This window comes from Archangium sp., assembly GCF_057119385.1.
On sequence record NZ_DBNGVP010000204.1, the window covers coordinates 38,439 to 63,556 of the forward strand.

Consider the following 25,118-nt stretch of genomic DNA (forward strand, 5'->3'; position numbering starts at 1 on the left):
CTCCTAAGCGTCTCGCTCGACCTTGACTCCCGCGGCCCCCGAAGGTTTCCGGAATGAATTTCGGAGGTTAGGTGCGGCGCTCCCGACCGGGGGAGCTTTAGCAAAGCCCTTCCAACCCGGCAAGAAGCCACCTCTTTCCCTGGAACCAGGTGCTCCCGGGGCTGGCGTGCAGGCACGTGCCCACAGAGGTTGCCTGCTCGGGGTTGGCGGGAGGGGAGAGGGGCTCATGCGGGGGCATCTTCCGAGGTAGGAAGGGGACTGGAAACCCGGTCGCTTCCAGTTTCGAGGGGACCTGTCGAGTCTTCACTATACTCCGGCCGTGCCGTTCCGTTCCCGTCCCTTTTTCGCCGTTCTCCTACTTGCGCTCACCCTGGGGGTGCCGATCAGCGCGTGGGCCCAGGGAGTGTCCGCGGAGCGGGCGTCGGTGCGGTTGCGCTACGGGCTGGCCTTCCGGGAGGGGGCCCAGGAGGCGGGGCCGGTGGTGTCGTACTCGGGCATGACGCCCAATGACGTGGCGCTGGGGCTCTCGGCCTTCGGCGAGGGCTGGCTGGGCGCGTGGGTCAGCGTGCAGCGCGAGGGCTTCAGCCTCTCGTTGGGCCCGGATGCCGTGACGGGGGGCGCACTGGTGAGGGCCTCGGTGGGGCCGGCGGCGCGCGTCTTCCTGGGGCCGGTGCGCGCAGAGCTGAGTGCCGGTTACGGCTTCGCGCAGCTGCCGGTCTTCTCCTCCAGCACGGGACAGGTGCAACTCGTGCCCACGGCGCGACATGCCGCGCTGGTGGGAGCCCGGGTGCTGGTGCCGCTGCCCTGGCGCCTGCGCGCGGAGGTGCGCGGAGAGCTGCCGGTGGCCATCGGCTCCGCGTCGAATGGCTTCGCGGCCGGAGGGGCGCTGCTCGTCCCGGTGCTGCGGCGGGGCGAGTGGGGTGGGGCGCTGGTGCTGGATTACCAGTACGTGCGCGACGCGCTGACGACGGCGGACGGTGGGGTGTCGCGCCAGTCCATCAGCCGCGCGGGCGTGGCCTTCGAGCTCTCCCTGGGAGGCGCGGACGGCGCGAGGCCGGAGACGGGCGAGCTCGTGCTGACGGTGGTGGACGCGGACACCGGCCAGCCGCTGCCCGAGGCCCGGGTGGTGCTGACGGCGGGCGGCGTGGAGCAGGCGCCGCGGGTGGCCGGCGCGGACGGGCGGTTGACGGACGTGCCGCTGCCGCCGGGCGAGGTGCTCGCGCGGGTGAGCGCGGGGGGGTATCTGCCCGCGGAGGAGCGCGTCACCGTGACGGCGGGCGAGCGCGCGGAGTGGGTGGTGCGGGCGCGTCCGGAGCCGCGCGTGGGCGCACTGCGGGTGTCAGTGGTGGATGCGCGCAGTGGCAAGCCGCTGCCGGGCGCGGCCGTGGCGGTAGGCACCCGCGAGCTTCTCACCGACGCGACGGGTCAGGTTCGCGTGGAGGGGCTGGGGCCTGGCCCCTTGGAGGTGAAAGTGTCGGCCGAGGGCTTCCGGACGGCGCAGGAGGCGGTGGCGATCGCGGCGGGGACGGAGACGGAGCTGCCCGTCTCGTTGGTGTTCGGGCGGCAGGGAGCGCTCGCCACCCTGTCCGGGCAGGTGCGCAGCGTGCGGAGGGGCAAGCCCCTGCAAGCCCTGCTGGTCATCCCCGAGGCGAGGATCCGCCGCCGCACGGACGCCCGGGGGACTTTCCAGGTCCAACTCAAGCAAGGTAGGTATCGTCTCGTCTTCTCGGCTCCCGGGCATCTGCCCCAGACCAAGGTCGTCACCGTCCGCGACGGCGAACAAGCCATCTTCAACGTCGATCTCTTCCCCAAATCCCGGTGAGCTCCCTCCGTCCTCGTCTCGTGTCCGCGCTGTGTCTGCTGCTGGCCGCCGCCTGCGGGGACGAAGAGCCCGCGCCCGCGCCGCCTCCTCCCGCCGCCGTGGAGCAGAAGAATCCGGTGGCGGTGCCTGAGAAGAAGGCCGTGGAGCTCGCGCGGCTGGTGAGCGTGACGGGCGAGGCGCGGCTGGAGCGCGGGGGCAAGCAGTCTCCGGCGGTGCGGGGCCCGCTGTCGCGCGGTGACGCGGTGGAGACGGGCGCGGACGGAGGCGTCACGGTGCGCTTCGCCGACGGGCGCACGGTGGAGGTGGGGCCGGACGCGCGTTTCGTGCTGGAGGAGGACTCGAGCGGCGTGGTGATGGCGGTGTCGCGCGGCTTCGTGCTGTCGCGGGTGCCGGCGGACCCGCCGAAGGGGTCCGCGGGCCCGCCCTCTGGCCCGAGAGTGCAGCTCACCCTGCTCACCCCGTTCGGCCTCACGCGCGTGGGGGCGGATGGCAGCGCGGTGAAGGTGGACGTGGGCCCGGAGGAGGGCCGCGTGGAGGTGCTGCTGGGCACCGTGGAGGTGGTGGCGAAGAACGGGCAGACGCTGAAGGCCGAGCAGGGCCAGGTGGCTTCCGTGAAGGCGGAGGGGGTGACGGCGCGCGTGCTGGAGCTGGCGCCCGTCGAGGTGACGGTGCATGCCGGGACGGGCCGCGCCGAGTGGCGCCAGAAGGGCAGTGCGCGGTGGCGCGGGGTGGACCGGAATGGCGAGGCGCTCAAGGCCGGTGACAGCGTGCGCGTGCGTCAGGGCACGGCGCTGCTGAAGCTGGAGGGCTCGGAGTCCACGCTCTCGCTGGGCACGGGGGGCGAGCTGGTGGTGGAGGACGTGTCCCGGGCGGGCTCGACGGACGAGGCGCGGTTGGACCTGCGCAAGGGCGAGCTGGGGCTGATGCTGGCTCCCGGGAGGGCCAGCCGGGTGGTGCTGCCGGGGCTCTCGCTGGAGAGCAGCGGGGAGGCCCGGCTCGACGTGCGGCGCACGGGGGATGGCTTCACCGTGGACACGCGCGCGGGTGACGTGACGCTGGTGCGCGGTGGGGCGCGCGAGCCGCTGCACGCGGGCGAGCGGGCCACCGTGGCGGGCGAGGACTCCGCGAAGGTGGAGGCCCTGGAGCGGGCGCAGCTCGCACTGCCCTCGGCCGAGGGCCAGCAGGTGTTCCAGCGGCGCCTGTCGGAAGTGGCCCTCACGTGGGAGGAGGCGGGCGAGGTGCGGGTGGAGGTGGCCTCGGATGCGGACTTCAAGAAGCCGGTGCTGGCGGGCGCGGCGCGGAATGGCTTCGTCAACGTGACGCCTCCGGCGCGGGGCTCGCTGTATTGGCGGGTGCGGCGGCCGGACGGCTCGGCGGTGGCGCGGGGCCATGCGTCCTTCGGGCCGGAGCGCTCCACGAAGGGCGAGCTGGACCGGCTGCGCAACCGGGTACCGGAAGGGCCGGAGAAGACGACCATCTTCTTCCAGGACAAGCCCCCGGCCGTCACCTTCACCTGTGAGGCGGTGCAGGGCGCGGCGTCCTACAAGGTGGCGGTGTACCGGACCGGCGAGCTTCGCAAGCCCGTGGCGGAGCGGTCCGCCTCCGCGCCCGCGGTGCCGCTCGAGGCCGGTGTGCTGAACGAGGGCAGCTTCCTCTGGTCCGTCACCCCGGTGGCCTCGAGTGGCCAGCCGATTCGCGGCGGGCGGATGAACAAGCTGGAGCTCGTCTTCGACAACTCGGTGCCCACGCTCGTCATCAACGCACCCCGGGAAGGCGTGCGCGCCGGCCCTCGCGTGCGCGTGACGGGCGTGGCTCCGGTGGACTCGAAGCTCTTCGTGAACGGGCGGCCGGTGAACCTCGACTCGAAGCACCGGTTCAATACCTGGGTGGTGCCGGAGGGACGGCCACCCCTCGTTGTATTCAAGCTGTCACGCCCCGGTGCACCGGATGTGTATACGGTGCGCACCCTGAAGTGAGGCCCGCATGACGACGCCCGACACCGGAAATGCCGCTGGAGGCAGCCCCGACGCTCAGCTCCGGGCCTATGGCCAGTACGTGCTGGTGCGCAAGCTGGCCGAGGGTGGCATGGCGGAGATCTTCCTCGCCAAGCGGGTGGGCGCGGACGGCTTCGAGCGCAACGTCGTCATCAAGCGGATGCTGGCCCATCTCTCGGGCATGCCCGAGTTCGTGGAGATGTTCCGCGACGAGGCCCGGCTGGCGGCGAAGCTGTCGCATCCGAACATCGTGCAGATCCAGGACCTGGGCTTCACGGACGGCTGCTACTACATCTGCATGGAGTACCTGCCGGGGGAGGACTTCTCCACCACGGTGCGCACGGCGAGCTTCCGGGGCGAGTACGTCCCGGTGCCGCTGGTGATGCGCGTGCTCGTGGAGGCGGCGCGGGGCCTGCACTACGCCCACGAGTTCGCCGACGAGACGGGCCGGCGGCTGAACATCGTCCACCGGGACATCTCGCCCTCGAACCTGTACGTGACGTACGAGGGCCAGGTGAAGGTGCTGGACTTCGGCATCTCCAAGTACGAGTCGCGCCAGGCCCACACGCGCACCGGCGTGGTGAAGGGCAAGTACATCTACATGGCGCCGGAGCAGGCGCGGGGGGGCCAGGTGGACCGGCGCGCGGACGTCTTCGCGCTGGGCGTGAGCCTCTACGAGGCGCTCACCCATGTGCGGCCCTTCGCCCGGGACAACGACCTGGCGGTGCTCAGCGCGCTGCTGGAGGGAGACTTCCGGCCGCCTCGCGAGCTGCGGCCCGACCTGTCGCCGGAGCTGGAGATGGTGGTGCTCCGGGCGATGGCCTACGACCCCGAGGAGCGCTACCCCACCGCCGCGGAGTTCGCGGATGACCTGGAGCACCTCCTGTCGAAGGAGCCCCAGCGGACGACGGGCTCCCAACTGGCCGCGTACCTGCGCGGCAGCTTCGGCGAGGAGCGCTACGGGGAGAAGACGCGCATCCCGACCCTCACGACGCTGAAGCAGTCCGGGCACTCCGTGCCGGAGACGGTCACCGGGTCCTCGATGCGGCTGTCGGGCTCCATGCCTGGCATCGCCTCCGAGACGCGGACGGGCGCCGCTTCCCCCCAGCCCGCCACGAACGGCGCGAGGGCCGGCTCCTCGCGCTGGCGTGGAATCGTCCTGGGGGTCGTGGCGGGCTGCCTGCTGCTGGCGGGTGGGGCGTTCGTGGTGGGACGCCACTTCGGAACGGCTCCCGCGGAGCCGGTGACTCAGCCGGCGCCGCGGCCCGTGGTCCAGGCCGCTCCGCTCTCGGAGCCTCCGCCGGCCCCCACGGAGACCGCTCCTGTGGCACCGGCAGCCGCTTCACCGGGGAGCGCTGGAACCGCTGTCGCCGAGGCCGCGCCTTCGGCTCAGGTTCCGCCCGCGCAGGCGGCGCTGGCCGCGGCGCCGGAGTCCACCGAGGCTCCGCCCGCCGAGCAGGCCGAGCCCCCCGCGACGAAGAGCACGGTGCGTACGCAGAAGCGCGTGACGCTGGAGGCCGCGGACATCCAGCGGGTGGTGTCGCGCAACCGGGCGCGCATCATGTCGTGCTTCGAGCAGTTCAAGCGCGACCTGCCCTCGGACGAGGGCAACGTGCAGGTGCGCTTCACCATCTACTCCTCGGGCAAGGCGGACGCGGCCACGCAGGGACCGCTGGCGGCGCGGCCCGTGGGCAAGTGCCTGGAGAAGCAGGTGGAGCGCCTGCGCTTCCCGGCGCACCGGGACAAGGAAGTGACGGTGGTGCTGCCCTTCGGCTACCGCGTGACGCGTTAGCCGGGATGGCTCACAGCTCGCGCCGGGCGCTGAGCGCCTTGGCCAGCGTGGCCTGGTCGGCGTACTCGAGGTCGCCGCCCATGGGCAGGCCCTGGGCGATGCGGCTCACCCGGATGCCCATCGGCTTGAGCAGCCGCGTGAGGTAGAGCGCGGTGGCCTCGCCCTCCACGTCCGGGTTGGTGGCGAGGATGATCTCCTCGACATGCCCGTCCCCCAGACGCGTGAGCAGCTCCTTGATGCGCAGCTGCTCGGGGCCCACGCCGTCCAGCGGCGAGAGCACGCCGTGCAGCACGTGGTAGCGCCCCTTGAACTCGCGGGTGCGCTCCAGGGCCATCAGGTCCGCGAACGTCTCCACGACGCACAGGGTGCGCTCGTCGCGCCGGTTGTCCCGGCAGAAGCCGCACAGCTCCGAGTCCGTGAGGGAGAAGCAGCGGGCGCACAGGTGCACCTTCTCCTTCACCTCGCGGATGGCCTGGGACAGCTCCTGGGCGTACTCGCCCGGGGCGCGGAGGATGTGGAACGCCAGCCGCTGCGCGGTCTTCTCCCCGATACCGGGAAGCTTCGCGAGCTGGGCGACCAGCCGGTTGAGCGGATCAGGAGTCATTCGCTATCAAGTAATGCCGGGGATCTTCACGCCGCCCGAGATCTTTCCGAGCTCGCGCTGCATCTTCTCACGGCTGCTCGCCAGGGCGGCGTTGACGCCGGCGGTGACCAGGTCCTCGAGCATGCCCAGGTCGTTGGGGTCCACGAGGGACTTGTCGATCTTGATGCTCCTGATCTCCTGCACGCAGTTGGCGACCACGGTGACGCGGCCGTCGCCGGCCTTGGCCTCGACGGTCTCTTCGGCCAGCTCCTTCTTGCGCTGTTCGATCTTCTCCGTGAGCTTGTTGGCCTGACGGATGAAGTAGTTCAAGTCGATGCCGGGCATGAGCTTCCTCGTAGGGCGTGCGAGCGGGCATCGGAAGACCGCTCGGTGTCGTGCGAAACGCGCACCCTAGCGTCGGGCGAGCCGATTGTCAGGGGCTCTCGTCGGGGAGGTCGTTCGTCGGGGCGGCCACCGGGCGCGCGGGCTGGTCGTACACCTGGATGTGTTCGATTTCGCCCCCGAGGAACTTCAGGGTGGCGCGGATGGCGGGGTGGGTGCGCACACGGCCCTCGGTGCTCTTCTCGTAGGCGGCGCGCTCCTGGGCGTCCTCCTGGGCGATGCTGATGAGGCCCGCGCCAGGACCCGGGGCGTCGTTCTCGGAGGCGTCCTGCACCACGAGCTTCGTGGGGCGGCCGAAGTGCTCGGAGAGGGCCTTCTCCACGATGGTGCGCCCGGCGGCTCCGGCCACGGTCGTCTTGTGGAAGCCGTCCTTGGGGACGTAGCCGATGGCCACCTCGCCCTCGCGGATCCACAGCAGGCGGCCACAGGCGAGCGACTTGGCGTGCCGGCCGGAGGCATCGCGCACGGTGTCCACCGCGGCGCGCCACCGGTCCTGGAGTGGCTTCCGGGGGTTGTCGCGGCCCGAGGCGGCCATGGGGACCGCGGCGCGCCCCGCGTGGTGGACGTCGAAGGGCCGGACGGACTCGGCCTCCGGTTCAGGCTCGGCGGGAGGTACGGGCGGCGCGTCCGGCAGGCACTCACCGGAGGCACAGCCCTCGGGGGAGGCCTCCTCGGGGAAATAGCGCTCGTCGTCGACGGGAGGAGGGGGCTGCGGCGGCTGCGGAGGCAGACGCACGTTCGTCACGCGCACCACGGGCTGCGTGGGCGCGGGGGCCTCGGGCGCGCGTGCGACGGGCACGGGGCCGCCGCGAGACATGCCGAAGGGCGACGAGGCCGGAGCCGGACCCCGGGGGGCCTCCATCGGACGCGACGGGGCCATGGCCGCCGCGGGAGGTGCGGCGGGCTCGGGCGCGCGAGGCGGTGGGGCAGGGGCCCGGGCGGGCTCCGGGGGACGCTCAGTGGGAGCGAAAGTTGGCGGGACTGGAGCGACCTCCGGGCGCCCCAGCAGCTACCTTGCGCGCGTCCTCGGTGGGACCGAGGCCGGAAGCGAGACGATCCACGCGGGCGAGCAGCTCCGGGATGGAGCCGACCGGCGAGAGCTGGATGGCCTTGAGCAGCGCCATCTCCAGCGCGAGCCGGGGATGGGCCGCGCGAGACACCTCCCACACGCACCCGTGCACCACGTCGAAGAGGCGGGAGATCTGCGCCGGGTCCGCGTCCTTGGCCAGGGCGGTGAGCGCGTTGCGCTCGGACTCGGCGAGCTCCGCGGGGGCCTCGCCCAGCGTCTTGGCGACGAAGAGGTGGCGCAGCTGCAGCGCGAGCTCCTCGGTGAGGCGCTTGAGGTCCGTGCCGCGGTTGAAGACCTCCTCCACGCGCTCGAGCACGCGCCTGGCGTCCTTGCGCACCAGCGCCTCGGCGAAGTCCTGCACCACCGTGCGATCGATGGTACCCAGCGCGTCGGCGATGTCCTCGTCCTTGGGCTCGGGGCCGCAGGCGGAGAAGATCTGATCCAGGAGGCTGAGCGCGTCGCGCATGCCGCCCTCGGACTGGCGCACCACCATGGAGAGCGCCCGCTCGGAGATGGCGACCTTCTCCTGCTCGCAGATGTACTTGAGCCGCTGGAGCATCACGGCCGCGGAGATGCGGCGGAAGTTGTGGCGCTGGCAGCGCGAGAGGATGGTGTCCGGGAGCTTGTGGGCCTCGGTGGTCGCGAAGATGAACTTCACGTGCCCGGGCGGCTCCTCGAGCGTCTTCAGGAGCGCGTTGAACGCGGCTCCCGAGAGCATGTGGACCTCGTCGATGATGTAGATCTTGTGCCGGTCGCGCTGCGGCAGGTACTTGGCGTTCTCGCGGATCTCCCGGACGTTCTCCACGCCGTTGTTGGAGGCACCGTCGATCTCCGCCACGTCCACGGACGTGCCCGCGGCGATCTCCGTGCACGCCTGGCACTTGCCACAGGGCTCGGGGGTGGGGCCCTTCTCACAGTTGAGGGCCTTGGCGAGCAGGCGGGCGGCGGTCGTCTTGCCCACGCCTCGTGGGCCGCAGAACAGGTAGGCGTGCGCCACCCGGTTCATCTTGATGGCGTTGGCGACCGTCCGGACCACGTGCTCCTGGCCGGTCATGTCGTCGAAGGTCTGCGGGCGCCATTTACGGGCGAGGACGAGGTAGCTCATGGGGGCGGCGAATCTAAACACGGAGAACACTCCAGCGCACGACTTCCATGCACCGGCCGCTCTACTTTTCCAGTCCTGCCCGGAAGTCCACGAATAGGACGCATGAGGTCGGATGCTGTTCACTCCGCGTCCAGGGGCCTTCTCGCCTCCCGGCTTGCGCTTCCCCGAGAGGGCGGGGAGAGTCGCGAGGCCCTTCTCATGACCGCTTCCGCGCCCGTCTCCGCTCCTCCGCCCTCCGCCCTCCCGGCCTCCGAGGTGCCACGCTCCGGGTCGCGTCCGCGGTGGCCGCTCGGGGTGCTACTGGCCGGGGTCGGGCTGTTGCCCGCGCTCATCGCGGTGGTGCAGCTCGGGCGCATCCACCCGGACGAGGTGTACCAGCTGCTCGAGCCGGCCTGGTTCCGTGCCCACGGCTATGGGGTGCTGGCCTGGGAATGGCGTACGGGCCTGCGCAACTGGGCGATGCCCGGACTGGCCGCGTGGCTGTTGCGGCTGGCGGACGTGCTGGGACTCACACACCCGGTGGCGTACCGGACGTTGATCGCCGTGCCGCAGGTGGCGCTGCACGGGTGGATGTTGTGGGCCACGTACCGTTACGCCGAGCGCCGTGCGGGACGCTCGGGGGGCCTCTTCGCCCTGCTCGCCGTGGGCCTCTATGGGCCGGTGCTCATCTTCGCGGGCCGCACACTGGGCGAGTCCCTCTCCACCGCCTTCCTCGTGGTGGCCTTGGAGGCACTGGACCGGACCGGGCGTCCGGTGCGCGCGGGCCTGGTGGGTGGACTGGCGCTGGGACTGGCGGTGGTGGCGCGGTATGGCTCGGCGGTGGTGGTGCTGGCGGCGCTCGTCTGGCTGGCGGCGGCCTGGCGCTGGCGGGTGCTCGCCTTCGCGTGTCTCGGGGGACTGGCCGTCGCCCTGGGCCTGGGCGCCCTCGATTGGGCGACGTGGGGCAAGCCCTTCCACTCCTTCTTCGCCTACGTGGACTTCAACGTCCTCTCCGGGCAGGCCGCGAGGCAGTTCGGCGCTTCACCGCCGGGCTTCTACCTGTGGCCCTTCCTCTCCGGGCTGCCCCTCTGGCTCTGGGCCGTGCTGCCCCGGGGGCTCTCCTCGCTGCGCCAGCGGCTCGCCATTCCCCTCCCGCTCTTCTGCGCGGTGGCCTACCTCCTCGCCATCACCACCACGGCCCACAAGGAGGAGCGCTTCCTCTACCCGGCGCTGGTGCTCCTGACGCTGGCCGCGGCTCCGGCCCTGGCCGCTCTCGTCCTGGGCCGTGAGAGTGCCCGCTCGAGGTGGGGACTGGGAGCGGTGGCCCTGGCCACCACGCTGCTGGCCGGGCACTTCTTCCCACCGGTGGACCTGCGGGGAGACCAGTTCCGCGCCATCGTGAAGGCCACGCGAGGGGAGGGCGCGAGCGGACTGCTCATCGTCAACGAGGGCCTGTGGGGAGCGGGGGGCTTCTTCTACATCGGCAAGAACATCCCCTGGTCCACCTGTGACTGGCCCCACGACGCCAACTTCCAGGCGGCCATGCGGGACAGGCGCTTCAACCGCGCCGTCACCTTCGAGGGCCGGGCCCTGGCGGAGCTCCAGTCGGCCGGCTTCCACGTGGTGGGCCAGGTGGGCCGCGAGACGGTGCTCGCGCGGGACTGAAGGGCAAAAAAAGAAGGGGCCGAATCCTCTTTCGAAGATTCAGCCCCTTCACAAGAACGGCCGGGACACACGCGGAGGTGCGCTACCGTTGCTTCCTTCCGGACCTGGCGGGGTTCACGTCCCCACGTTGTCCCGACCACAAGCTCTTGCTACTGAAAAACAAACTACGGAGAGGGTGGGATTCGAACCCACGATACCCTTTCAGATATACACGCGTTCCAGGCGTGCGCCTTCAACCGCTCGGCCACCTCTCCATGAGACACTCTGCGGAGAGCGTAGGATTCGAACCTACGATACCGTTCCCGGTATGCCTGATTTCGAGTCAGGTGCCTTCGACCACTCGGCCAGCTCTCCAATATTCACTTGTCGCGTTTCTTCTCGCGCAGTCGCTCGAAGAAATCCTTCAGCATCTGGCGGCTCTCGTCCGCCAATATTCCACTCATCACCTGGAGCCGGTGGTTGTGCCGGGGCTCCTCGGCGAGGTTGTAGAGCGAACCAACGGCTCCGGCTTTCGGGTCCATCGTTCCGAAAACCAGCCGCGTGACCCTCGACTGGACCAGCGCTCCGGCGCACATCGCACACGGCTCCAGCGTCACATACAGGGTGACACCCGTGAGCCGCCATGCTCCTAGCGCCTTGGCTGCTGCGTCCAGCGCGAAGATCTCCGCGTGGGCCAGGGGATTCCGGTCGATTTCCCTGCGATTGAAGCCGACGCCGATGACCTTGCCATCGTGTACGGCTACCGCACCGACAGGGACTTCCCCGAGTCCAGCGGCTTCCCGCGCGAGCGCGAGCGCCTGCTGCATGAAAGCTTCGTCCAGACTCATGAGGGAATGAGATGAGGAGAAAGGTGGCGCTCCCTGGAGGATTCGAACCTCCGGCCTTCGGATTCGTAGTCCGACGCTCTATCCAGCTGAGCTAAGGGAGCTTGCCGTTTCCTTCACCGCATCTACCACAACCGCGACCTCTGTACCACAACCACTTTCGCGCTACCACAACCAAGATGAGTGGCGGAGAGAGAGGGATTCGAACCCTCGATACCCTTTCGAGTATGCAGGTTTAGCAAACCTGTGCCTTCAGCCTCTCGGCCATCTCTCCACTGCCTTTACTGTCAAAGAACCGCACACAGCAACAACAAAAACGGAGGAGGTAGGATTCGAACCTACGGGAAGCTTGCGCCACCTGCGGTTTTCAAGACCGCTGCCTTCAGCCGCTCGGCCACTCCTCCACTTCTTGGAGCCGCGCGGACCACCGAACTGCGTGGGCCGCCCTTCTACATCATCCGGGGCCCATTGCAACAACGTTATCGGGCCCCGGATGCTGACAGCACGCTGAGTCTTACAGCGGCCGGAGTTCCTTGAGCCCTCCCATGTAGGGCACCAACGCCTCGGGGATGGCGATGCTTCCGTCCTCGCGCTGGTAGTTCTCGAGGATGGCGATGGTCGTCCGCCCCACGGCCAGGCCACTGCCATTGAGCGTGTGGAGGAGGTGGGGCTTGTCCCCCTTCTGGGCCCGGTAGCGGATTTTGGCCCGGCGCGCCTGGAAGTCACCGCAGTCCGAGCAGGAGGAAATCTCCCGGTACGTCCCCTGGCCGGGCAGCCAGACCTCGATGTCGTAGGTCTTCCGGGCACCGAAACCCATGTCCCCGGTGCACAGCAGCATCACCCGGTGGTGCAGCCCCAGACGCCGGAGGATGTCGCACGCGTCGTCCGTCATCTTCTCCAGCTCGTCGAGGCTGGTCTCCGGCGTGGCGAACTTCACCAGCTCCACCTTGTGGAACTGGTGCTGGCGGATGAGGCCGCGGGTGTCCTTGCCCGCCGAGCCCGCCTCGGCGCGGAAGCATGGGCTGAAGGCGCAGTACTTCAGGGGCAGCTGGTCCCCATCGAGGATTTCATCCGCGTGGTAGTTGGTGACGGGCACCTCGGAGGTTGGGATGAGGAAGCGCTCGGGCTCGCCCACCGTCTTGAATGCGTCCTCCTCGAACTTGGGCAACTGGCCGGTGCCCATCATCGTCTCGCGCAGCACCAGGTAGGGCGGCAGCATCTCGACGTACCCCTTGGAGGTGTGCACGTCGATCATGAAGCTCACCAGGGCGCGCTCCATCCGGGCGAGCGCTCCCTTGTAGAAGGCGAAGCGCGAGCCGGACACCTTGGCGGCGCGCTCGAAGTCCAGCATGCCGAGCTTCTCACCCAGCTCGAAGTGCTGCTTGGGCGTGAAGGGGAGGTTGGGCTTCTCGCCCCAGATGCGCGTCTGGACGTTGTCCTCGGCGCCGCCGCCCACGGGCACGGACTCGTGGGGGATGTTGGGGATGACCAGCAGGATGCGGCTGAGCTCCTCCTCCACTTCCTTGAGGCGGGCCTCCTTCTCCTTGATGGTCTGCGAGACGGTGCGCATCTCCCCGCGCAACGCCTCGAGCGCGGCCGGATCCTCCTTGGCCTTGCGCTTCATCTCCTCGTTGGCCGTGTTGCGGCGCGCGGAGAGTGACTCCATGGCCACGTAGAGGTCGCGCCGTTCCGACACGAGGCTCTTGAAGGGGCCGAGGTCCAGGCTGCCGCCCCGGGACTGCAGCCGGGCGACCACCGCATCGAAGTTCTGCGCGACGTACTTGAGATCCAACATGGCGGGGCGGGTTGTAGTCACCCCGCGCGGGCCGGGCAAGGCAGGAAGTACCCGGGCGCCCGGAAACGGACGCCCGGGGAGTCCGGCGGACTACTCGAGGAAGCTGATCTCGTCCTCGACTTCCTTGCGGTCCACCGCGTCCGGCTTGCGTCCCAGGTACTCCTGGAAGGCCTTGACGGCGTCCTTCTTCTTGCCCTTCTCCTTGTAGGCGAAGCCCAGGTGGTACCAGGTCTCGGGCTCGACCTTCTCGGTCTTGGTGGCCTTCACGTACCAGTCGATGGCCTTGGCGTACTGGTTCTGCTCACTCCAGGCGCGGCCCATCCTGTAGAAGACCTCGGTCAGGCCGGGGTCGGCCTTGAGGGCCAGCTCGTAGGAGCGGATGGCCTCGCGCCAGCGCGTGGCGGCGAAGTGCGTGTTGCCGATGGAGGCGAGCACGCGGGTGCGCTTGGGGTCCGCCTTGAGCGTGGCCTGGAAGGCGTCGAGGGCCTCGTCGAACTCGTTGCGCTCCAGGTGGGCCAGACCGAGGGCCTCGTGGGCATCGGCCATCTTCGGCTCGAGCGTCACGGCCTCCTGCCATTCCTTGATGGCATCGGGCACCTGCTTGGCGTCCCGGTAGAGGACACCGAAGGCGTAGTGGTAGTCGGCCCGCTTGGGCGCGCGCTCCACCGCGGCCCTCATGCTCTCGATGGCCGGGGTGTAGTCGCCGGCCGGCACCGCCGCCGGATCCACCTTGTCCTTGAGGGCCTTGGCGCGGACCGTGTTCTTCAACTGGGCCACCTTCACCTGGGCCATGTAGAAGTTGGCCTCGGGGTTGGACGGCTCGCTCTTGAGGGCCATCGTCAGGTTGACCTCGGCCTCCTTGAAGCTGTTGCTGGCCTCCGTCTCCTGGCCCTCGGGGGCGGCCTTGCCCTTGTCGAGCTGCACGGCGGCCAGGGTGATGAGCGTGCCCACCGCGCGCGGCTCCGCCTTCTTGGCCTGATCCAACTCGGTGAGGGCCTCGTCCAGCTTGCCCTGACGCCACAGCACGATGCCGCGGTGCAGGCGGCCACCCCGGAGCGTGTGGGGATCCAGCTCCAGCGCGGTGTCGGCCTCCTTCTGGGCCTTGTCCAGGTCCCCGGCGCGCAGCGCCAGGCGCGACAGCCCGAGGTGCGCATCCGCGAGGTTGGCATCCAGCGAGACGGCACGCTCGAGGGACTCCTGGGCGCGGGCGGTGTCGTCCTCGGCGAGCGCCAGCTCACCCAGGCCCAGCTGCACCCAGGCGTTGTCGGGCGCCAGGGCGGCGGCCGCCTCGAAGCGGGCCCTGGCCTGGTCGTTGTGGCGCAGGCGCAGGTGGAAGCGGCCCAGGGCCACATGGGCCTCGACGAGCTTCTCGTCCGCCTTGATGGCGCGGTTGTAGTGCTCCTCGGCGGTGGTGTTGCTGTCACGCGCCTCGTCGACGCGGCCGCTGAGGTACTCGAGGCGGGCGTTGTTCTTGAAGCGCTTGAGGGCGTCTTCCACCTGCTTCTGCGCGTCCTGCGCCTTGCCGAGCGCCACCAGGGTGGAGAGGTAGCCATCCGTGGCCTCGAGGTTCTGCGGCTCGGCCTTGGCCACCTCCTGGAAGAAGGGCAGGGCGTCCTGGTACTTGCGCTGGGTTTGCAGCACGCGCGCCAGGTAGCTCTTGAGGAGCAGGGACTTGGAGTCCTTCTCCAGGGCCGCGCGCATCTCCTTCTCGGCGTCCTCGAGCTTGCCGAGCTGGTAGAGGGCGATGCCCTTGAAGGTGCGGGCGCGCGACAGCTCCGCCGGGCTCATCTTCGCCTTCTCCTGGCCCTTCTCGTCGAGCGCGCGCTCGGCGGCCTCGAGGCCCTTCTGCGCGTCCTTGCGCAGCATCAGCTCCACCGAGGCCAGCTCCACCGCGGAGCCGAGGTGGGTCTCATCCGCCTTGAGCGCGGCCTCGTAGGCCTTGGCGGCCTCGTCCGCCTTGCCGGCGGCCTGGTACACGTTGCCGAGCGCGTGGTGGGCCCGGGTCAGGTCCGGCTGCGCCTTGAGCACCTTGTTGAGGGTGTCGATGGCCTCGGGGCTGTCCTTCTTCCTGGCCGTCTGGGCCTCGGCGAGCAGCAGGCCCAGCTCGGCATCGCCCTGGTTGCCGTCGCGGCTCCAGGCGTCCTTGGCCAGCTGCAGGGCCGTGCCGGCCTCACCCGCGACGAGCGCCTTGCCCACCAGGTACTTGGTGTACTCGACGTTCTTCTCCCCCAGCAGCTCCAGGCTCGCGGCCTCGTCCTCGGAGCGGCAGCGGGACAGATCGCCGCCGCTGGCGGCCGAGTAGCGGCGTTGGAGGTGGAAGACGGCCTGGCACCAGATGGCGCGCACCTCCGGGTACTCGTCCCCGGCCAGCACCTTCGCCGTCAGCGTCTGGGCCTGCTTGTAACCCTCGAAGGCGTCCTTGAGCATCGCCTTGCGCGCGGCCTCGACGTCCGCGTGCTGCGAGGTGCCCGGCTTCACCTTGGCGGGGAGGAACTTCTTCAACCCGAAGGCGCCGTAGCGCGTGGCGCTGAAGCTGAAGCCCACGATGAGCACCAGCAGCACCGCCGCGACGGAGACGACCAGCTTGAGGCGCTGCTTCACCTTGCCGAGGAAGATCTCCAGCTTGGTGGTGCTGTCCGTCACCGCCACCGGCGCCATGCGGCCGCCGTACATCTGCTGCAGCTTCTCCATGTTGGCGGCGGAGTTGAGGTTGGCCTTGGAGCCGGGCTCGGCGGAGGCCGTGGGCGGCGGGACGGCGGCGACGGCGGGAGTCCCCGGCCCCTCCATCAGCTTCTGGATGGCCGCGGCGAAGGTGGGCACCGTGCCGATGGGCGTCCAGGAGTCTCCGTCGTTGGAGACGTCCTCGTTGCCCAGGAGCTGGCCGTCCTCGAGCATCTTGACGACGACGCCCTCCTCGAACGGGCCGAACACCTTGCCGGAGCGGCGGCGCACGTGGAAGCGGCGCACGTTGGACTTCGCCTTGTTGGCCCCGCTGTCCTTGGCCGCGTCGTCGATGAAGCTCAGCATCTCCAGGCCGTCCGCCGTGCCCGGGTGGGTGGGCGGCGGCAGCGGCGCGGAGAGATCGGCCTCGAGGTCATCTCCCGCGGCCATGGGCGCGGAGGGATCGAACTCGAGCGCGTCGGGGATGGAGGCGTCGGCGGACGCCATGGGCGCCGCGGGCGGAGGCTCCGAGAAGTCCATGCCCACGTCCACCGTGGAGGGCGCGGGCTCCGAGAAGTCCAGGTCCGACGCCTGCGCGGCCGGCGCGGGCGGCAGGGCGAACGGGTCCTCGTCGGCGAAGGGATCCGCCGACGGAGCCGGCGCGGGTGGCAGGGCGAAGGGATCGGCCTCGGGCGCGGCGGGCGCGGGCGGCAGGCCGAAGGGATCATCCGCACCGGAGTCCGCGGTGAACGGATCCGCGGCGGGAGCGGGCGGCAGGCCGAACGGATCGGCCTCCTCGGGCATGACCTCGGCGGGAGGCAGGCCGAAGGGATCGTCGGCGCCACCGGCGGCGTACGGGTCGGCGGCGGGCGGAGGCGGCAGCGCGAACGTGTCCACCTCGGACGTGTTCGGCGGGTGCGTCGCCATGAACGAGTCGTCGGCGGTGGCGTACGGATTGTCAGCCGGGGGAGGCGGCAGCGCGATGGCGCCCGCGGGCGTGGCGGCGTACGGGTAGGGCTCCTCGGCGGAGGGCGGAGGCGGCAGCGCGATGGCGTCCGCCTGCGGCGCGGCGGCGTACGGATCCTCGGCATATGGATCGCCGTACGGGTTGCCGGCGGGAGGAGGCGGCAGCGCGATGGCGTCGCCCTGCGGAGGCGCGGCGGCGTACGGATCCTCGGCGTAGTCGAAGCCACCCGAGTTGTCCGCGTAGCCATCGGAGGCACCGGGCAGGGGCACGGCGTCGCCCTGCTGCGCGCCGCCCGCGTATGGATCATTCCCGTACGGGTTCGCGTACGGATCGCTCGCGCCGGGCAGCGGGATGGCGCCACCCGAGGACGCGCTCACGTCATAGGCGAGCGACGGTTGGGACGGGGCGTTGCCATAGTCCGCGGAGGGCATGGAGGCACCGGGCAGCGGGATGGCCTGCGGCGCGGTGGTGTCGCGGTAGGCCGCGCTCGGCACGGGCATCGAGACGACGCGCGTGGTCTCGGACTCGACGGGCCGCTGGAAGTCATCGTAGCCCGCGTAGGGATCCGCTTGGGGCGCGGCGGGGCCGGGCAGCGGGATGGCGGCGGGGGCGGGAGGAGGCGCGCTGACCGGCTCCTCGGCCTTGATGGGGAAGGTGTTCTGGCACCGGGCGCACTTGAGCTTCGCGCCGCCCGGCGGGATCCGCTTGTCATCGATGTTGTAATTCGTCTGGCAAGACGGGCAGGAGACTTTCATGGGTTTCCTTCAGCGGGGGCTGGACGGTCGCGAGCGGCCGCGCTCCCGCGGCGGGCGAAGGTTATCAGAGGCATTTTCCAGGCGGCAAAGAACGAGACGCCTCCTCGGGCGCATCGCCCCGGCGGCAGGGCAGGCGGGCAGGGGACCCCCTCCCGGGTACTCCCGGTGACGCTGCTGTTGCCCGGGGTGGCTTCGAAGATGGTAGACCCGGTTTTTCCATGGATCCCATCGTCATCCTCGGCGCGGGCCTCGCGGGGCTGTCCGCCGCTCATTTCCTGCAGCGCCCCTGGCGCCTCATCGAGAAGTCCGAGCGGGTCGGCGGCCTCATCAAGACCGAGGTCATCGAGGGGTGTGCCTTCGATCCCACCGGCCACTGGTTGCACCTGAGAGACCCGGAGATCAAGGAACTGGTGAACACCCGCTGGCTGCCGGGGCAGCTGGTCACCATTCAACGCAAGGCGGCCATCTACTCGCGGGGCGTCTTCACGCGCTTTCCGTATCAGGTGAATACACACGGGCTGCCCGCCGAGGTGGTGGCGGAGAACCTCATCGGCTACGTGGAGGCCGTCTACGGGGAGAAGGGCCGGGAGCTGCGCGAGCGCGAGCCGCGCGACTTCGCCGAGTTCATCCTGCGCTACATGGGGGAGGGGTTCGCGAAGAACTTCATGTTCCCCTACAACAAGAAGCTGTGGACGGTGGACCCGTCCGAGCTGTCCGCCGCCTGGGTGGGCCGTTTCGTGCCTCGTCCCACCTTGAAGGAGGTGGTGGACGGGGCGCTGGGCGTGGGCAGCGATGCGCTGGGCTACAACGCCTCGTTCGTCTATCCGCGCGAGGGCGGCATCGAGAGCCTCGCCCGGGGCATCCTCGCCCACCTGAAGGGCGGGGAGCTGAGCGTCAACACCGAGCCCACCGCCATCGACTGGAAGACCCGGAAGGTGACGCTGTCGGACGGGCGCACGCTCGGCTACTCGGAGCTGCTCTCCACCATGTCTCTACCGGGGCTGGTGCGGCTGGTGGCCAAGGGGGCCTCGGGTGTGCCCGACGAGGTGCTCGCCGCCGCCGGACGTCTGCGCGCCACCACGGTGACGTACGTGTGCGTGGCCGCCCGCGGGAAGAATCCGCAGCCGTGGCATTGGATCTACCTGCCCGAGCCCGAGTTCAAGACGTACCGCATCGGCTCGCCCTCGGCGGTGTACGCGCCCCTGGCGCCTCCGGACACCTCCACCTTCTACGTGGAGTACAGCCACCACGGTGAGCTCTCCATGGCCCAGGCCGAGTCGTACGCGGTGGAGGACCTGGTGCGCTCGCGGATGGTGAACGCCGCGGAGGACATCTTCTTCGCCCGGGCGCGCGAGATTCCCCATGCGTATGTCCTCTACGACAACGCCTATGGGCCGGCGAAGGCGGAGATCCTCCGCTTCCTGGAGCACGCGGGCATCCTCACCGCGGGGCGATACGGGCAGTGGGAGTACTCGTCCATGGAGGACGCCATCCTGGGTGGGCGGGCCTGCGCGCGCCGGTTGAACGGCTGACGATGAGCGGGGACGGGCGGTAGTTGTGCATCGACGGGGCCCGCGGGGGCGTGCTAGGTCGCACGTCCGTCCATGGCCCCCCCGTACCTCTCCATCGTCATCCCGGTCTACAACGAGGCGTCCATCGTCGCCTCCGCCGCGGCGGAGCTCTCCCAGGGCCTGGATGCGCGCGGCTGGGACTACGAGATCCTCTTCGCGGAGAACGGCTCGCGCGACGCCACTCCGCGAATCCTCGAGGACATGTGCGCGAAGAACCCGCGCCTGCGCTGGTTCCACTCGGAGCGGCCCAACTACGGGGTGGCGCTGAAGGCGGGCATCGAGAAGGCCCGGGGCACCTACGTCTTCTGCGATGAGATCGACCTGTGCGACCTGAGCTTCTACGACACCGCGCTGCCCCTGCTGGAGAAGGGTGGGGTGGACATGGTGGTGGGCTCGAAGGCGGCCAAGGGCGCGAGTGATCAGCGGCCGCTCGTGCGGCGCCTGGCCACGCGGGTGCACAACAAGCTGCTGCGCGTGGCGCTGGACTTCCAGGGCACGGACACGCATGGGCTGAAGGCCTTCCGGCGCGAGGCCCTGATGCCCGTGGTGGCCAAATGCGTGGTGGACATGGACGTGTTCGCCAGCGAGTTCGTCATCCGCGCCTGGCGCGAGGGCCTGCGGGTGGTCGAAATCCCCATCCAGCTCCACGAGAAGCGCCAGCCCTCCATCCACCTCTTCAAGCGCGTGCCCAACGTGCTGAGGAACGTGGGCAAGCTGGTCTACGTCATCCGCATCCGCGGGACCTGAGGAGGCGCGGGTGGCGCGGCGGCTCGCATCCATCTCCGTCGACCTGGACTCGCTGCCGCACTACTGCCGCATCCACGGGCTGCCCGAGTCCCTGCTGGACGCTCGGGCCCGGGGGCTCGTCTACACCGCGGCGGTGCCCCGGTTGAGGCAACTGCTGGCGGAGGTGGGCGTGCCGGGGACGTTCTTCGCCATCGGCGAGGACGTGGCGGCGGACGCGGGGGCCGCGGCGGCCTTGCGCTCGGCGCACGAGGCGGGCGTGGAGGTGGCGAGCCACAGCTTCTCGCACGACTACGCACTGACGCGGCGCCCGCCCGAGAGCATCCGCGAGGACCTGCGGCGCGCGGACGAGGTGCTCGAGGCGGCCACGGGCGTGCGTCCCGTGGGCTTCCGCGCGCCGGGCTATACGCTCAACGCCGCCCTGTACGCGGCGACGGTGGAGCGCGGTTATCGCTACGGCTCCTCCTCCTTTCCCGCCGTGCCGTACTACACCGCCAAGGCGGCGGTGATGGGCTCGCTGGCCCTGCTGGGACGTCCCTCGCGGGCGGTGCTGGACTCGCCCCGGGTGCTGCTCGCGCCCCGGATGCCGTACCGGCCGGATCCGGCCCGGCCCTACCAGCGGGGCTCGGGGGCCGTGCTGGAGCTGCCCATGGCGGTGACGCCCGGCGTGCGCTTCCCGTTCATCGGCACCTTCGCCCTCACGCTGCCCCTGCCGATCATCCGGGCCGCGTACCGCTCGCTCCAGGGCGACGCGTTCTTCAATCTCGAGCTGCACGCGGCGGACGTGCTGGACGCCCAGGACGGCATCCCGTCCGAGCTGGTGCGCCAGCAGAGGGACCTGCGGGTGCCCGTCACGCACAAGCTGGAGCGGTTGAGGACCCTCTTCGGCTGGCTGAAGTCCGACTACGACGTGGTGACGCTGCGCGACGCGGCCTCCCACCTCGCCCTCACCGTGTAGACGCCGCGCTTCACTCGTAGTCGACTACGAGTGGGGTGGGTGAAAGACATACATCGCTCGTAGTCGACTACGAGTGGTGTTTGGCTGCCCGTGTTGGCGGACGTCTGGACGTGGCGAAGTGAAACCCTGTCAGGGGATGGGGACCGCCAGGATCGTCTTCTCGTTCCGCTTCCCAGTGCCACCCGTGCGTGTCCGCTCCAGGGTCCGGGCCAGGGTGTCGCGCGACTCCGCCACCAGGGGGTGCTCGGGTCCCAGCGCCTTCTCGCGCAGGGCCAGTGCCCGCTCATACTTCACCCGCGCCTCGTCGTGCTTCCCCAGGTCCCGCGCCACGTTGCCCAGTCCGATGAGTGACAGGGCGAGGTCCGGGTGCCCGGGCTCCAGCGACTTCTCCTGGATGGCGAGCGCGCGTTGGTGGCGCGCCCGCGCTTCCGCGGGCTTCTTCATGAGCCGCAACACCTCGCCCAGGTCGTTGAGCGTGGTGGCCACGTCGGGATGGTCCGCTCCCAACACCTTCTCGCGCAGGGCCAGCGCACGCTCGAGCCGCCGCCGCGCCTCCTCGTACCGGCCCAGTCCCCGCAGCGCGTTGCCCAGGTTGTTGAGGGTGTTGGCGATGTCGGGATGGCCTGGCTTCAGGAGCTTCTCCCTCAGGACCAGCGCGTCCTCGAGCAGCCTCCGCGCCTCCTCGTAGCGGCCCAGGGCGTCGTACGCGACGGCCAGGTTGTTGAGGGAGGTGGCCACGTCGGGGTGCTCGAGCCCCAGGGCGTTCTTGCGGATGGCCAGCGCGTGCTCGTACAGGTCCCGGGCCTTTTCGTGCTTGCCCAGCTGTCCGAACGCCGTGCCCAGGTTGCTGTAGGAGTTGGCGACGAGCGGGTTGTCCGGCCCCAGTGTCTTCTTCCGGAGGTCCAGCGCCTGTTCGTACTCGGCCCGCGCCTCCTCGTACTTCCCCAGCGCCCCGAGCGCGACGCCCAGGTTGTTGTGCGCGGCGATCGTCTTCGGATGGTCGGCCCCCAGCACCTTGTTGCGGATCTCCAACACCCGCTCGTACGCGGCCCGGGCCTCCTCGTAGCGGCCCATCTCCTGGAACACGATGGCCTGGTCGTTGAGCGAGTCCGAGCGCGTCTCGTCGTCATCCGCGATCTCCACGGCCGACTCCGTGGCCAGCGTCAGCCCCTGCGCCTCCGGGTAGCGCGCCTGCCTCCACCCCACCTCCCGGAAGAGCAGCGTCCAGGCCTTGGCCACCATCACCACGGCCTTGCTCCGGGCGGCCACGGAGATGGCTCGCCGCGCCAGGGCCTCGGCGCCGGCGTAATCCCCGTTCAGGTCCTTCAGCGAGGCGACCTCGTACAGGGTCTGGGCCACGAGGGGCCCGTAGCCCACCTGCTCCACCCGCGGCAGCAGCTCCTCTCCGGGGGCCAGCGCTTCGCGGTACCGGCCCGCCAGCCGCAGCGTCTCCAGCCGGTCCACCTGTGCCCGCAGCTCCTCCACCGGGGCGCGCAGCGAGGGCTCCTCCGGGAGGGGCACCGTGGCCGTCAGGGCCTTGGCGTCCGCGCAGGCGCTCAGCGGCGGCAGCGACTGCACCACCTGCACGGCCTTGGAGAGGTTGTCCCGGTCGGGCGCGCGGGAGAACAGCTCCGTCAGCTCCCGCAGCTGGGCGCGCCGCCGCTCCAGGCAGTCCACCTTCAGCACGTCGAGCTTCCCGGGCGAGGGCTGCCGCATGGCCTCGCACGCCTCGGTCCGCATGCGCACCCATGTCCCCGTGTACCCGTCGAGCAGCGAGGCCGTGCGCTTGAAGGTGTCCTGGGCATACGGCAGCCGGGTGCCCAGGAAGGCCCGCTTCATCCTCGCCTTCACCGTGGCGTCCCAGGTGCCGGTGAGCCTGCGCTCCAGGCCCGTGCACCCCGCCTCCGTGTCCGGGTGCAGCAGCGCGCTCCAGAGCGTCAGGCCCGCCATGCCCGCCACCAGGGCCACCAGGCCGAGCTTGCGCCGCCGGGACCGCCGCCGCGCGTCGAGGTCCACCTCCAGCGCCGCCACCAGCTTCTGCATGGACGCGGGGCGCTGCGCCGGGTCCGCCCGCAGGCCCTGCACCAGCGTGCGCTCCACCCACGCGGGCACGTCCGTGTTGGCGGGAGGTGGCTTCACCCGGCCCTCGAGCTGGGCCTGGGTGGACTCGGCCTGGTTGGCGCCGGAGAAGGGGTGCTGCCGGTAGAGGGCCTCGTAGAGGGCCACGCAGAAGGCGAACAGGTCGCTGCGCGCATCGGCCGGGCCGGCCCGCAGCAGCTCGGGCGCCATGTAGCGGGGCGTGCCCAGCAGCGTGCCCTGCAGGGTGAGGGGACTGTCCAGGGCCCCCGGCGGCAGGGGCAGGGGCGTGTCCGAGGGCACCACCGGTGAGGCGGCACCGGCACGCGCCAGGCCGAAGTCCGTCACCCGCACCCGCCCGTCCTTGCCCACCAGGACGTTCTCGGGCTTGAAGTCGCGGTGGACGAGGCCAGCCTCGTGCGCGGCCGCCAGCCCGCGTCCCGCCTCCAGGTACACGTCCAGCGTCTCCCGCCAGGTGCGCGGGGCCTGGTCGCTCCAGCGCCGCAGCGTCTGCCCCTCCACCATCTCCATGGCGATGAAGATGGCGCCGTCCTCGAGGGTTCCCACGTCGTAGATGGCCACCACGTTGGGGTGCGAGAGGCGCGCCATGGCCTGGGCCTCGCGCAGCATGCGCGTCTCCAGGTCGTGCTGGGACAGGCCGGGGTCCCAATCCCGGCGCAGCAGCTTGAGGGCCACGCGCCGGTCGAGCCGCGAGTCATAGACGGCCACCACCTCGCCCATGCCGCCCTGGCCGAGCCGGTTGAGCACCGTGTAGCGGCCGGCCAGCGTCTGTCCCGGCGCGGTGGAGACGGGCCCACTCCGCGGCGACCCGGGGGTGGACGCGTCCGGAGGGAACAGCGGCGTGGCGAGGCTGCGCACCTGGGTGGCGGCCTCTCCCAGCGAGTCCGCGTACAGCAGCGTCCGGGCCGGCGGTGAGGACAGGGAGCGCACCACCGTGGCGTCCTCTCCCGGGATGCCGGTGCCCGAGTCCCCTTTGTCCCGTGGCCCGTTCTCGCTCATGTGCGCTCCTCCCCGGGAGTAACTGTCACCAATGGGACAGTCATATCTTGAACCCGGGGAGGGGGAGTAGCGGCCGTGTGTGGGTCCTTGGAGGTAGGGCCGGGCTTTTCACCCGCCGCAGGTGGCCGCTGAGCACCGGGGCCGTCCTCCCGAGGAACACGGCCAGCGTCGTGTCGTCGCGGTACTCGTCCAGACCCTCCTCGATGAGCTCCTTGCCCCGGTCCTGGTCGTCCGACACCTGCTCGAGGAAGGCCTTGTCGAACTCGCGGCCGCTCAGGCCCGCCAGCTCGTCGCGCTTCTCGTAGAACCGCTCCACCTGCTTGTCGTACTTCACGAGGGCCAGCGACAGGGCCTTGGACCTGGCCAGCGTCCGGGACTTGCACGGGCGTGCACGGATGGACGGTCCCCGGAGGCACCCCGTCCCCGTTTCCCTCCCAGCGCGGGGGACGATGGTGTAGACACGCCCCCATGCTCGAGCAGCTCTCCGACAAGGTGAAGCAGGAGCTCCGGGATTGGACGGAGCGCATGGTGGGGCCGGAGCGCAAGGAGCGCCTGCAGGCGCTCGCCCGCACCGGTAACGAGTACGGGGTGGACCCGTTCGGCTTCAACCTCGACTACAGCCTGTCGGCGCTCGCCCCCTTCTTCTGGCTCTACCGCCACTACCACCGGGTGGAGACCTTCGGCATCGAGAAGGTCCCCCAGGGCCGTGTCCTCCTCATCTCCAACCACTCCGGCCAGCTGCCCATGGACGGGGCGATGATTGGTGTGGCCCTGCTGCTGGAGGCGGATCCTCCGCGCGCCATCCGCAGCATGGTGGAGAAGTGGGTGCCCTCGCTGCCCTACGTCTCCACCTTCATGGCCCGGGTGGGGCAGATCGTCGGCACCCCGGAGAACTGCCGCCGCCTGCTGGAGGCCGACGAGGCCATCCTCGTCTTCCCCGAGGGCGTGCGCGGCCTGGGCAAGCTCTGGCCCCAGCGCTACCAGCTGCAGGACTTCGGCCTGGGCTTCATGCGCCTGGCCCTGGAGACGGACACCCCCATCGTCCCCATCGCCGTGGTGGGCGCCGAGGAGCAGTCCCCCGCGCTGGTGGACATCAAGCCCCTGGCCCGGCTGCTCGGCTTCCCCTCCTTCCCGCTCACCGTCACGGGGATGCCCCTGCCCCTGCCCACCAAGTACCGCATCTACTTCGGAGAGCCGCTGCGCTTCACCGGCCGCGCCGACGACGAGGACAGCGAGCTGGACAAGAAGGTCCGCACCGTGAAGACCGCCATCCAGGGCATGCTCAACCAGGGACTCAAGGAGCGTCAGGGCGTCTTCTGGTGACGCGCCCGGCACC

At 70.4% G+C, this 25,118-nt stretch carries 17 protein-coding genes, 5 tRNA genes and 1 other RNA gene; 8 read left to right on the forward strand and 15 right to left on the reverse strand.

The window, feature by feature from the left end; all coding sequences use genetic code 11:
- Positions 1–403: 403 nt before the first annotated feature.
- From AC16DP_RS46605 to AC16DP_RS46615, 3 genes are read left to right on the forward strand one after another with little or no spacing between them, the layout of a single operon-like run.
- Positions 404–1,822 carry an MSCRAMM family protein gene (locus AC16DP_RS46605; protein ID WP_329732868.1) on the forward strand — a complete coding sequence of 473 codons (1,419 nt, stop codon included), beginning with the start codon at positions 404–406 and terminating at the stop codon, positions 1,820–1,822.
- Positions 1,819–3,798, forward strand: a complete 1,980-nt coding sequence (locus AC16DP_RS46610) for a FecR family protein (protein ID WP_329732867.1) — start codon at positions 1,819–1,821, stop codon at positions 3,796–3,798. The genes AC16DP_RS46605 and AC16DP_RS46610 overlap by 4 nt, the downstream gene beginning before the upstream one ends.
- Positions 3,799–3,805: 7 nt before the next feature.
- A complete protein-coding gene (locus AC16DP_RS46615) occupies positions 3,806–5,608 on the forward strand; it encodes a protein kinase domain-containing protein (protein WP_329732866.1) in 1,803 nt (600 codons plus the stop codon).
- Between the two features lie 10 nt (positions 5,609–5,618).
- Here AC16DP_RS46615 and recR read toward each other — a convergent pair whose 3' ends face one another.
- The 4 genes from recR to dnaX form a co-directional block, all read right to left on the reverse strand.
- Positions 5,619–6,212 carry a recombination mediator RecR gene (gene recR / locus AC16DP_RS46620; protein WP_043399060.1) on the reverse strand — a complete coding sequence of 198 codons (594 nt, stop codon included), beginning with the start codon at positions 6,210–6,212 and terminating at the stop codon, positions 5,619–5,621.
- Positions 6,213–6,218: 6 nt separating this feature from the next.
- Entirely contained in the window at positions 6,219–6,536 is a 318-nt protein-coding gene (locus AC16DP_RS46625) for a YbaB/EbfC family nucleoid-associated protein (protein ID WP_329732865.1), read from the reverse strand.
- 88 nt (positions 6,537–6,624) lie between these two features.
- Positions 6,625–7,473, reverse strand: coding sequence for a DNA polymerase III subunit gamma/tau (locus AC16DP_RS46630; RefSeq protein WP_329732864.1), 849 nt, complete (start codon positions 7,471–7,473; stop codon positions 6,625–6,627).
- A gap of 76 nt (positions 7,474–7,549) precedes the next feature.
- Positions 7,550–8,767 carry a DNA polymerase III subunit gamma/tau gene (dnaX, locus tag AC16DP_RS46635; RefSeq protein WP_329732863.1) on the reverse strand — a complete coding sequence of 406 codons (1,218 nt, stop codon included), beginning with the start codon at positions 8,765–8,767 and terminating at the stop codon, positions 7,550–7,552.
- A gap of 198 nt (positions 8,768–8,965) precedes the next feature.
- Here dnaX and AC16DP_RS46640 point away from each other — a divergent pair, with 198 nt between their 5' ends.
- Complete coding sequence (locus tag AC16DP_RS46640; protein ID WP_329732862.1) at positions 8,966–10,411, forward strand: glycosyltransferase family protein; 1,446 nt, start codon at positions 8,966–8,968, stop codon at positions 10,409–10,411.
- Positions 10,412–10,461: 50 nt separating this feature from the next.
- Here the strand turns inward: AC16DP_RS46640 and ffs are convergent.
- The 9 genes from ffs to AC16DP_RS46685 all read right to left on the reverse strand — a co-directional run bounded on the left by ffs (position 10,462) and on the right by AC16DP_RS46685 (position 17,413).
- Positions 10,462–10,554, reverse strand: an RNA gene (gene ffs / locus AC16DP_RS46645) — signal recognition particle sRNA small type.
- A 24-nt stretch (positions 10,555–10,578) separates the two neighbouring features.
- Positions 10,579–10,665, reverse strand: a tRNA-Ser gene (locus AC16DP_RS46650).
- A gap of 13 nt (positions 10,666–10,678) precedes the next feature.
- A tRNA-Ser gene (locus AC16DP_RS46655) sits at positions 10,679–10,765 on the reverse strand.
- A gap of 5 nt (positions 10,766–10,770) precedes the next feature.
- A complete protein-coding gene (gene tadA / locus AC16DP_RS46660) occupies positions 10,771–11,238 on the reverse strand; it encodes a tRNA adenosine(34) deaminase TadA (protein WP_043399052.1) in 468 nt (155 codons plus the stop codon).
- A 24-nt stretch (positions 11,239–11,262) separates the two neighbouring features.
- Positions 11,263–11,339, reverse strand: a tRNA-Arg gene (locus AC16DP_RS46665).
- 80 nt (positions 11,340–11,419) lie between these two features.
- A tRNA-Ser gene (locus AC16DP_RS46670) sits at positions 11,420–11,509 on the reverse strand.
- 43 nt (positions 11,510–11,552) lie between these two features.
- A tRNA-Ser gene (locus AC16DP_RS46675) sits at positions 11,553–11,639 on the reverse strand.
- 110 nt (positions 11,640–11,749) lie between these two features.
- Positions 11,750–13,030 carry a serine--tRNA ligase gene (gene serS, locus AC16DP_RS46680; RefSeq protein ID WP_329732861.1) on the reverse strand — a complete coding sequence of 427 codons (1,281 nt, stop codon included), beginning with the start codon at positions 13,028–13,030 and terminating at the stop codon, positions 11,750–11,752.
- A gap of 90 nt (positions 13,031–13,120) precedes the next feature.
- Positions 13,121–17,413 (reverse strand): tetratricopeptide repeat protein, encoded by a 4,293-nt coding sequence (locus AC16DP_RS46685; RefSeq protein ID WP_329732860.1) that lies wholly within the window; start codon positions 17,411–17,413, stop codon positions 13,121–13,123.
- A gap of 218 nt (positions 17,414–17,631) precedes the next feature.
- Here AC16DP_RS46685 and AC16DP_RS46690 point away from each other — a divergent pair, with 218 nt between their 5' ends.
- From AC16DP_RS46690 to AC16DP_RS46700, 3 genes are all read left to right on the forward strand, one after another.
- Complete coding sequence (locus tag AC16DP_RS46690) at positions 17,632–18,945, forward strand: protoporphyrinogen/coproporphyrinogen oxidase (RefSeq protein ID WP_329732859.1); 1,314 nt, start codon at positions 17,632–17,634, stop codon at positions 18,943–18,945.
- Positions 18,946–19,017: 72 nt separating this feature from the next.
- On the forward strand, positions 19,018–19,731 hold the full coding sequence (locus AC16DP_RS46695; RefSeq protein WP_329732858.1) for a glycosyltransferase family 2 protein: 714 nt from the start codon (positions 19,018–19,020) through the stop codon (positions 19,729–19,731).
- 10 nt (positions 19,732–19,741) lie between these two features.
- A complete protein-coding gene (locus AC16DP_RS46700) occupies positions 19,742–20,686 on the forward strand; it encodes a polysaccharide deacetylase family protein (RefSeq protein WP_329732857.1) in 945 nt (314 codons plus the stop codon).
- Positions 20,687–20,815: 129 nt separating this feature from the next.
- Here the strand turns inward: AC16DP_RS46700 and AC16DP_RS46705 are convergent, their stop codons facing one another.
- Both AC16DP_RS46705 and AC16DP_RS46710 read right to left on the reverse strand, forming a co-directional pair.
- Positions 20,816–23,782 carry a serine/threonine-protein kinase gene (locus AC16DP_RS46705; protein ID WP_329732856.1) on the reverse strand — a complete coding sequence of 989 codons (2,967 nt, stop codon included), beginning with the start codon at positions 23,780–23,782 and terminating at the stop codon, positions 20,816–20,818.
- Between the two features lie 40 nt (positions 23,783–23,822).
- On the reverse strand, positions 23,823–24,233 hold the full coding sequence (locus tag AC16DP_RS46710; RefSeq protein ID WP_483957093.1) for a DUF4142 domain-containing protein: 411 nt from the start codon (positions 24,231–24,233) through the stop codon (positions 23,823–23,825).
- A gap of 17 nt (positions 24,234–24,250) precedes the next feature.
- Between AC16DP_RS46710 and AC16DP_RS46715 the strand changes: the two genes are divergently transcribed.
- Positions 24,251–25,105, forward strand: coding sequence for a lysophospholipid acyltransferase family protein (locus tag AC16DP_RS46715; RefSeq protein ID WP_329732855.1), 855 nt, complete (start codon positions 24,251–24,253; stop codon positions 25,103–25,105).
- Positions 25,106–25,118 lie beyond the last annotated feature (13 nt).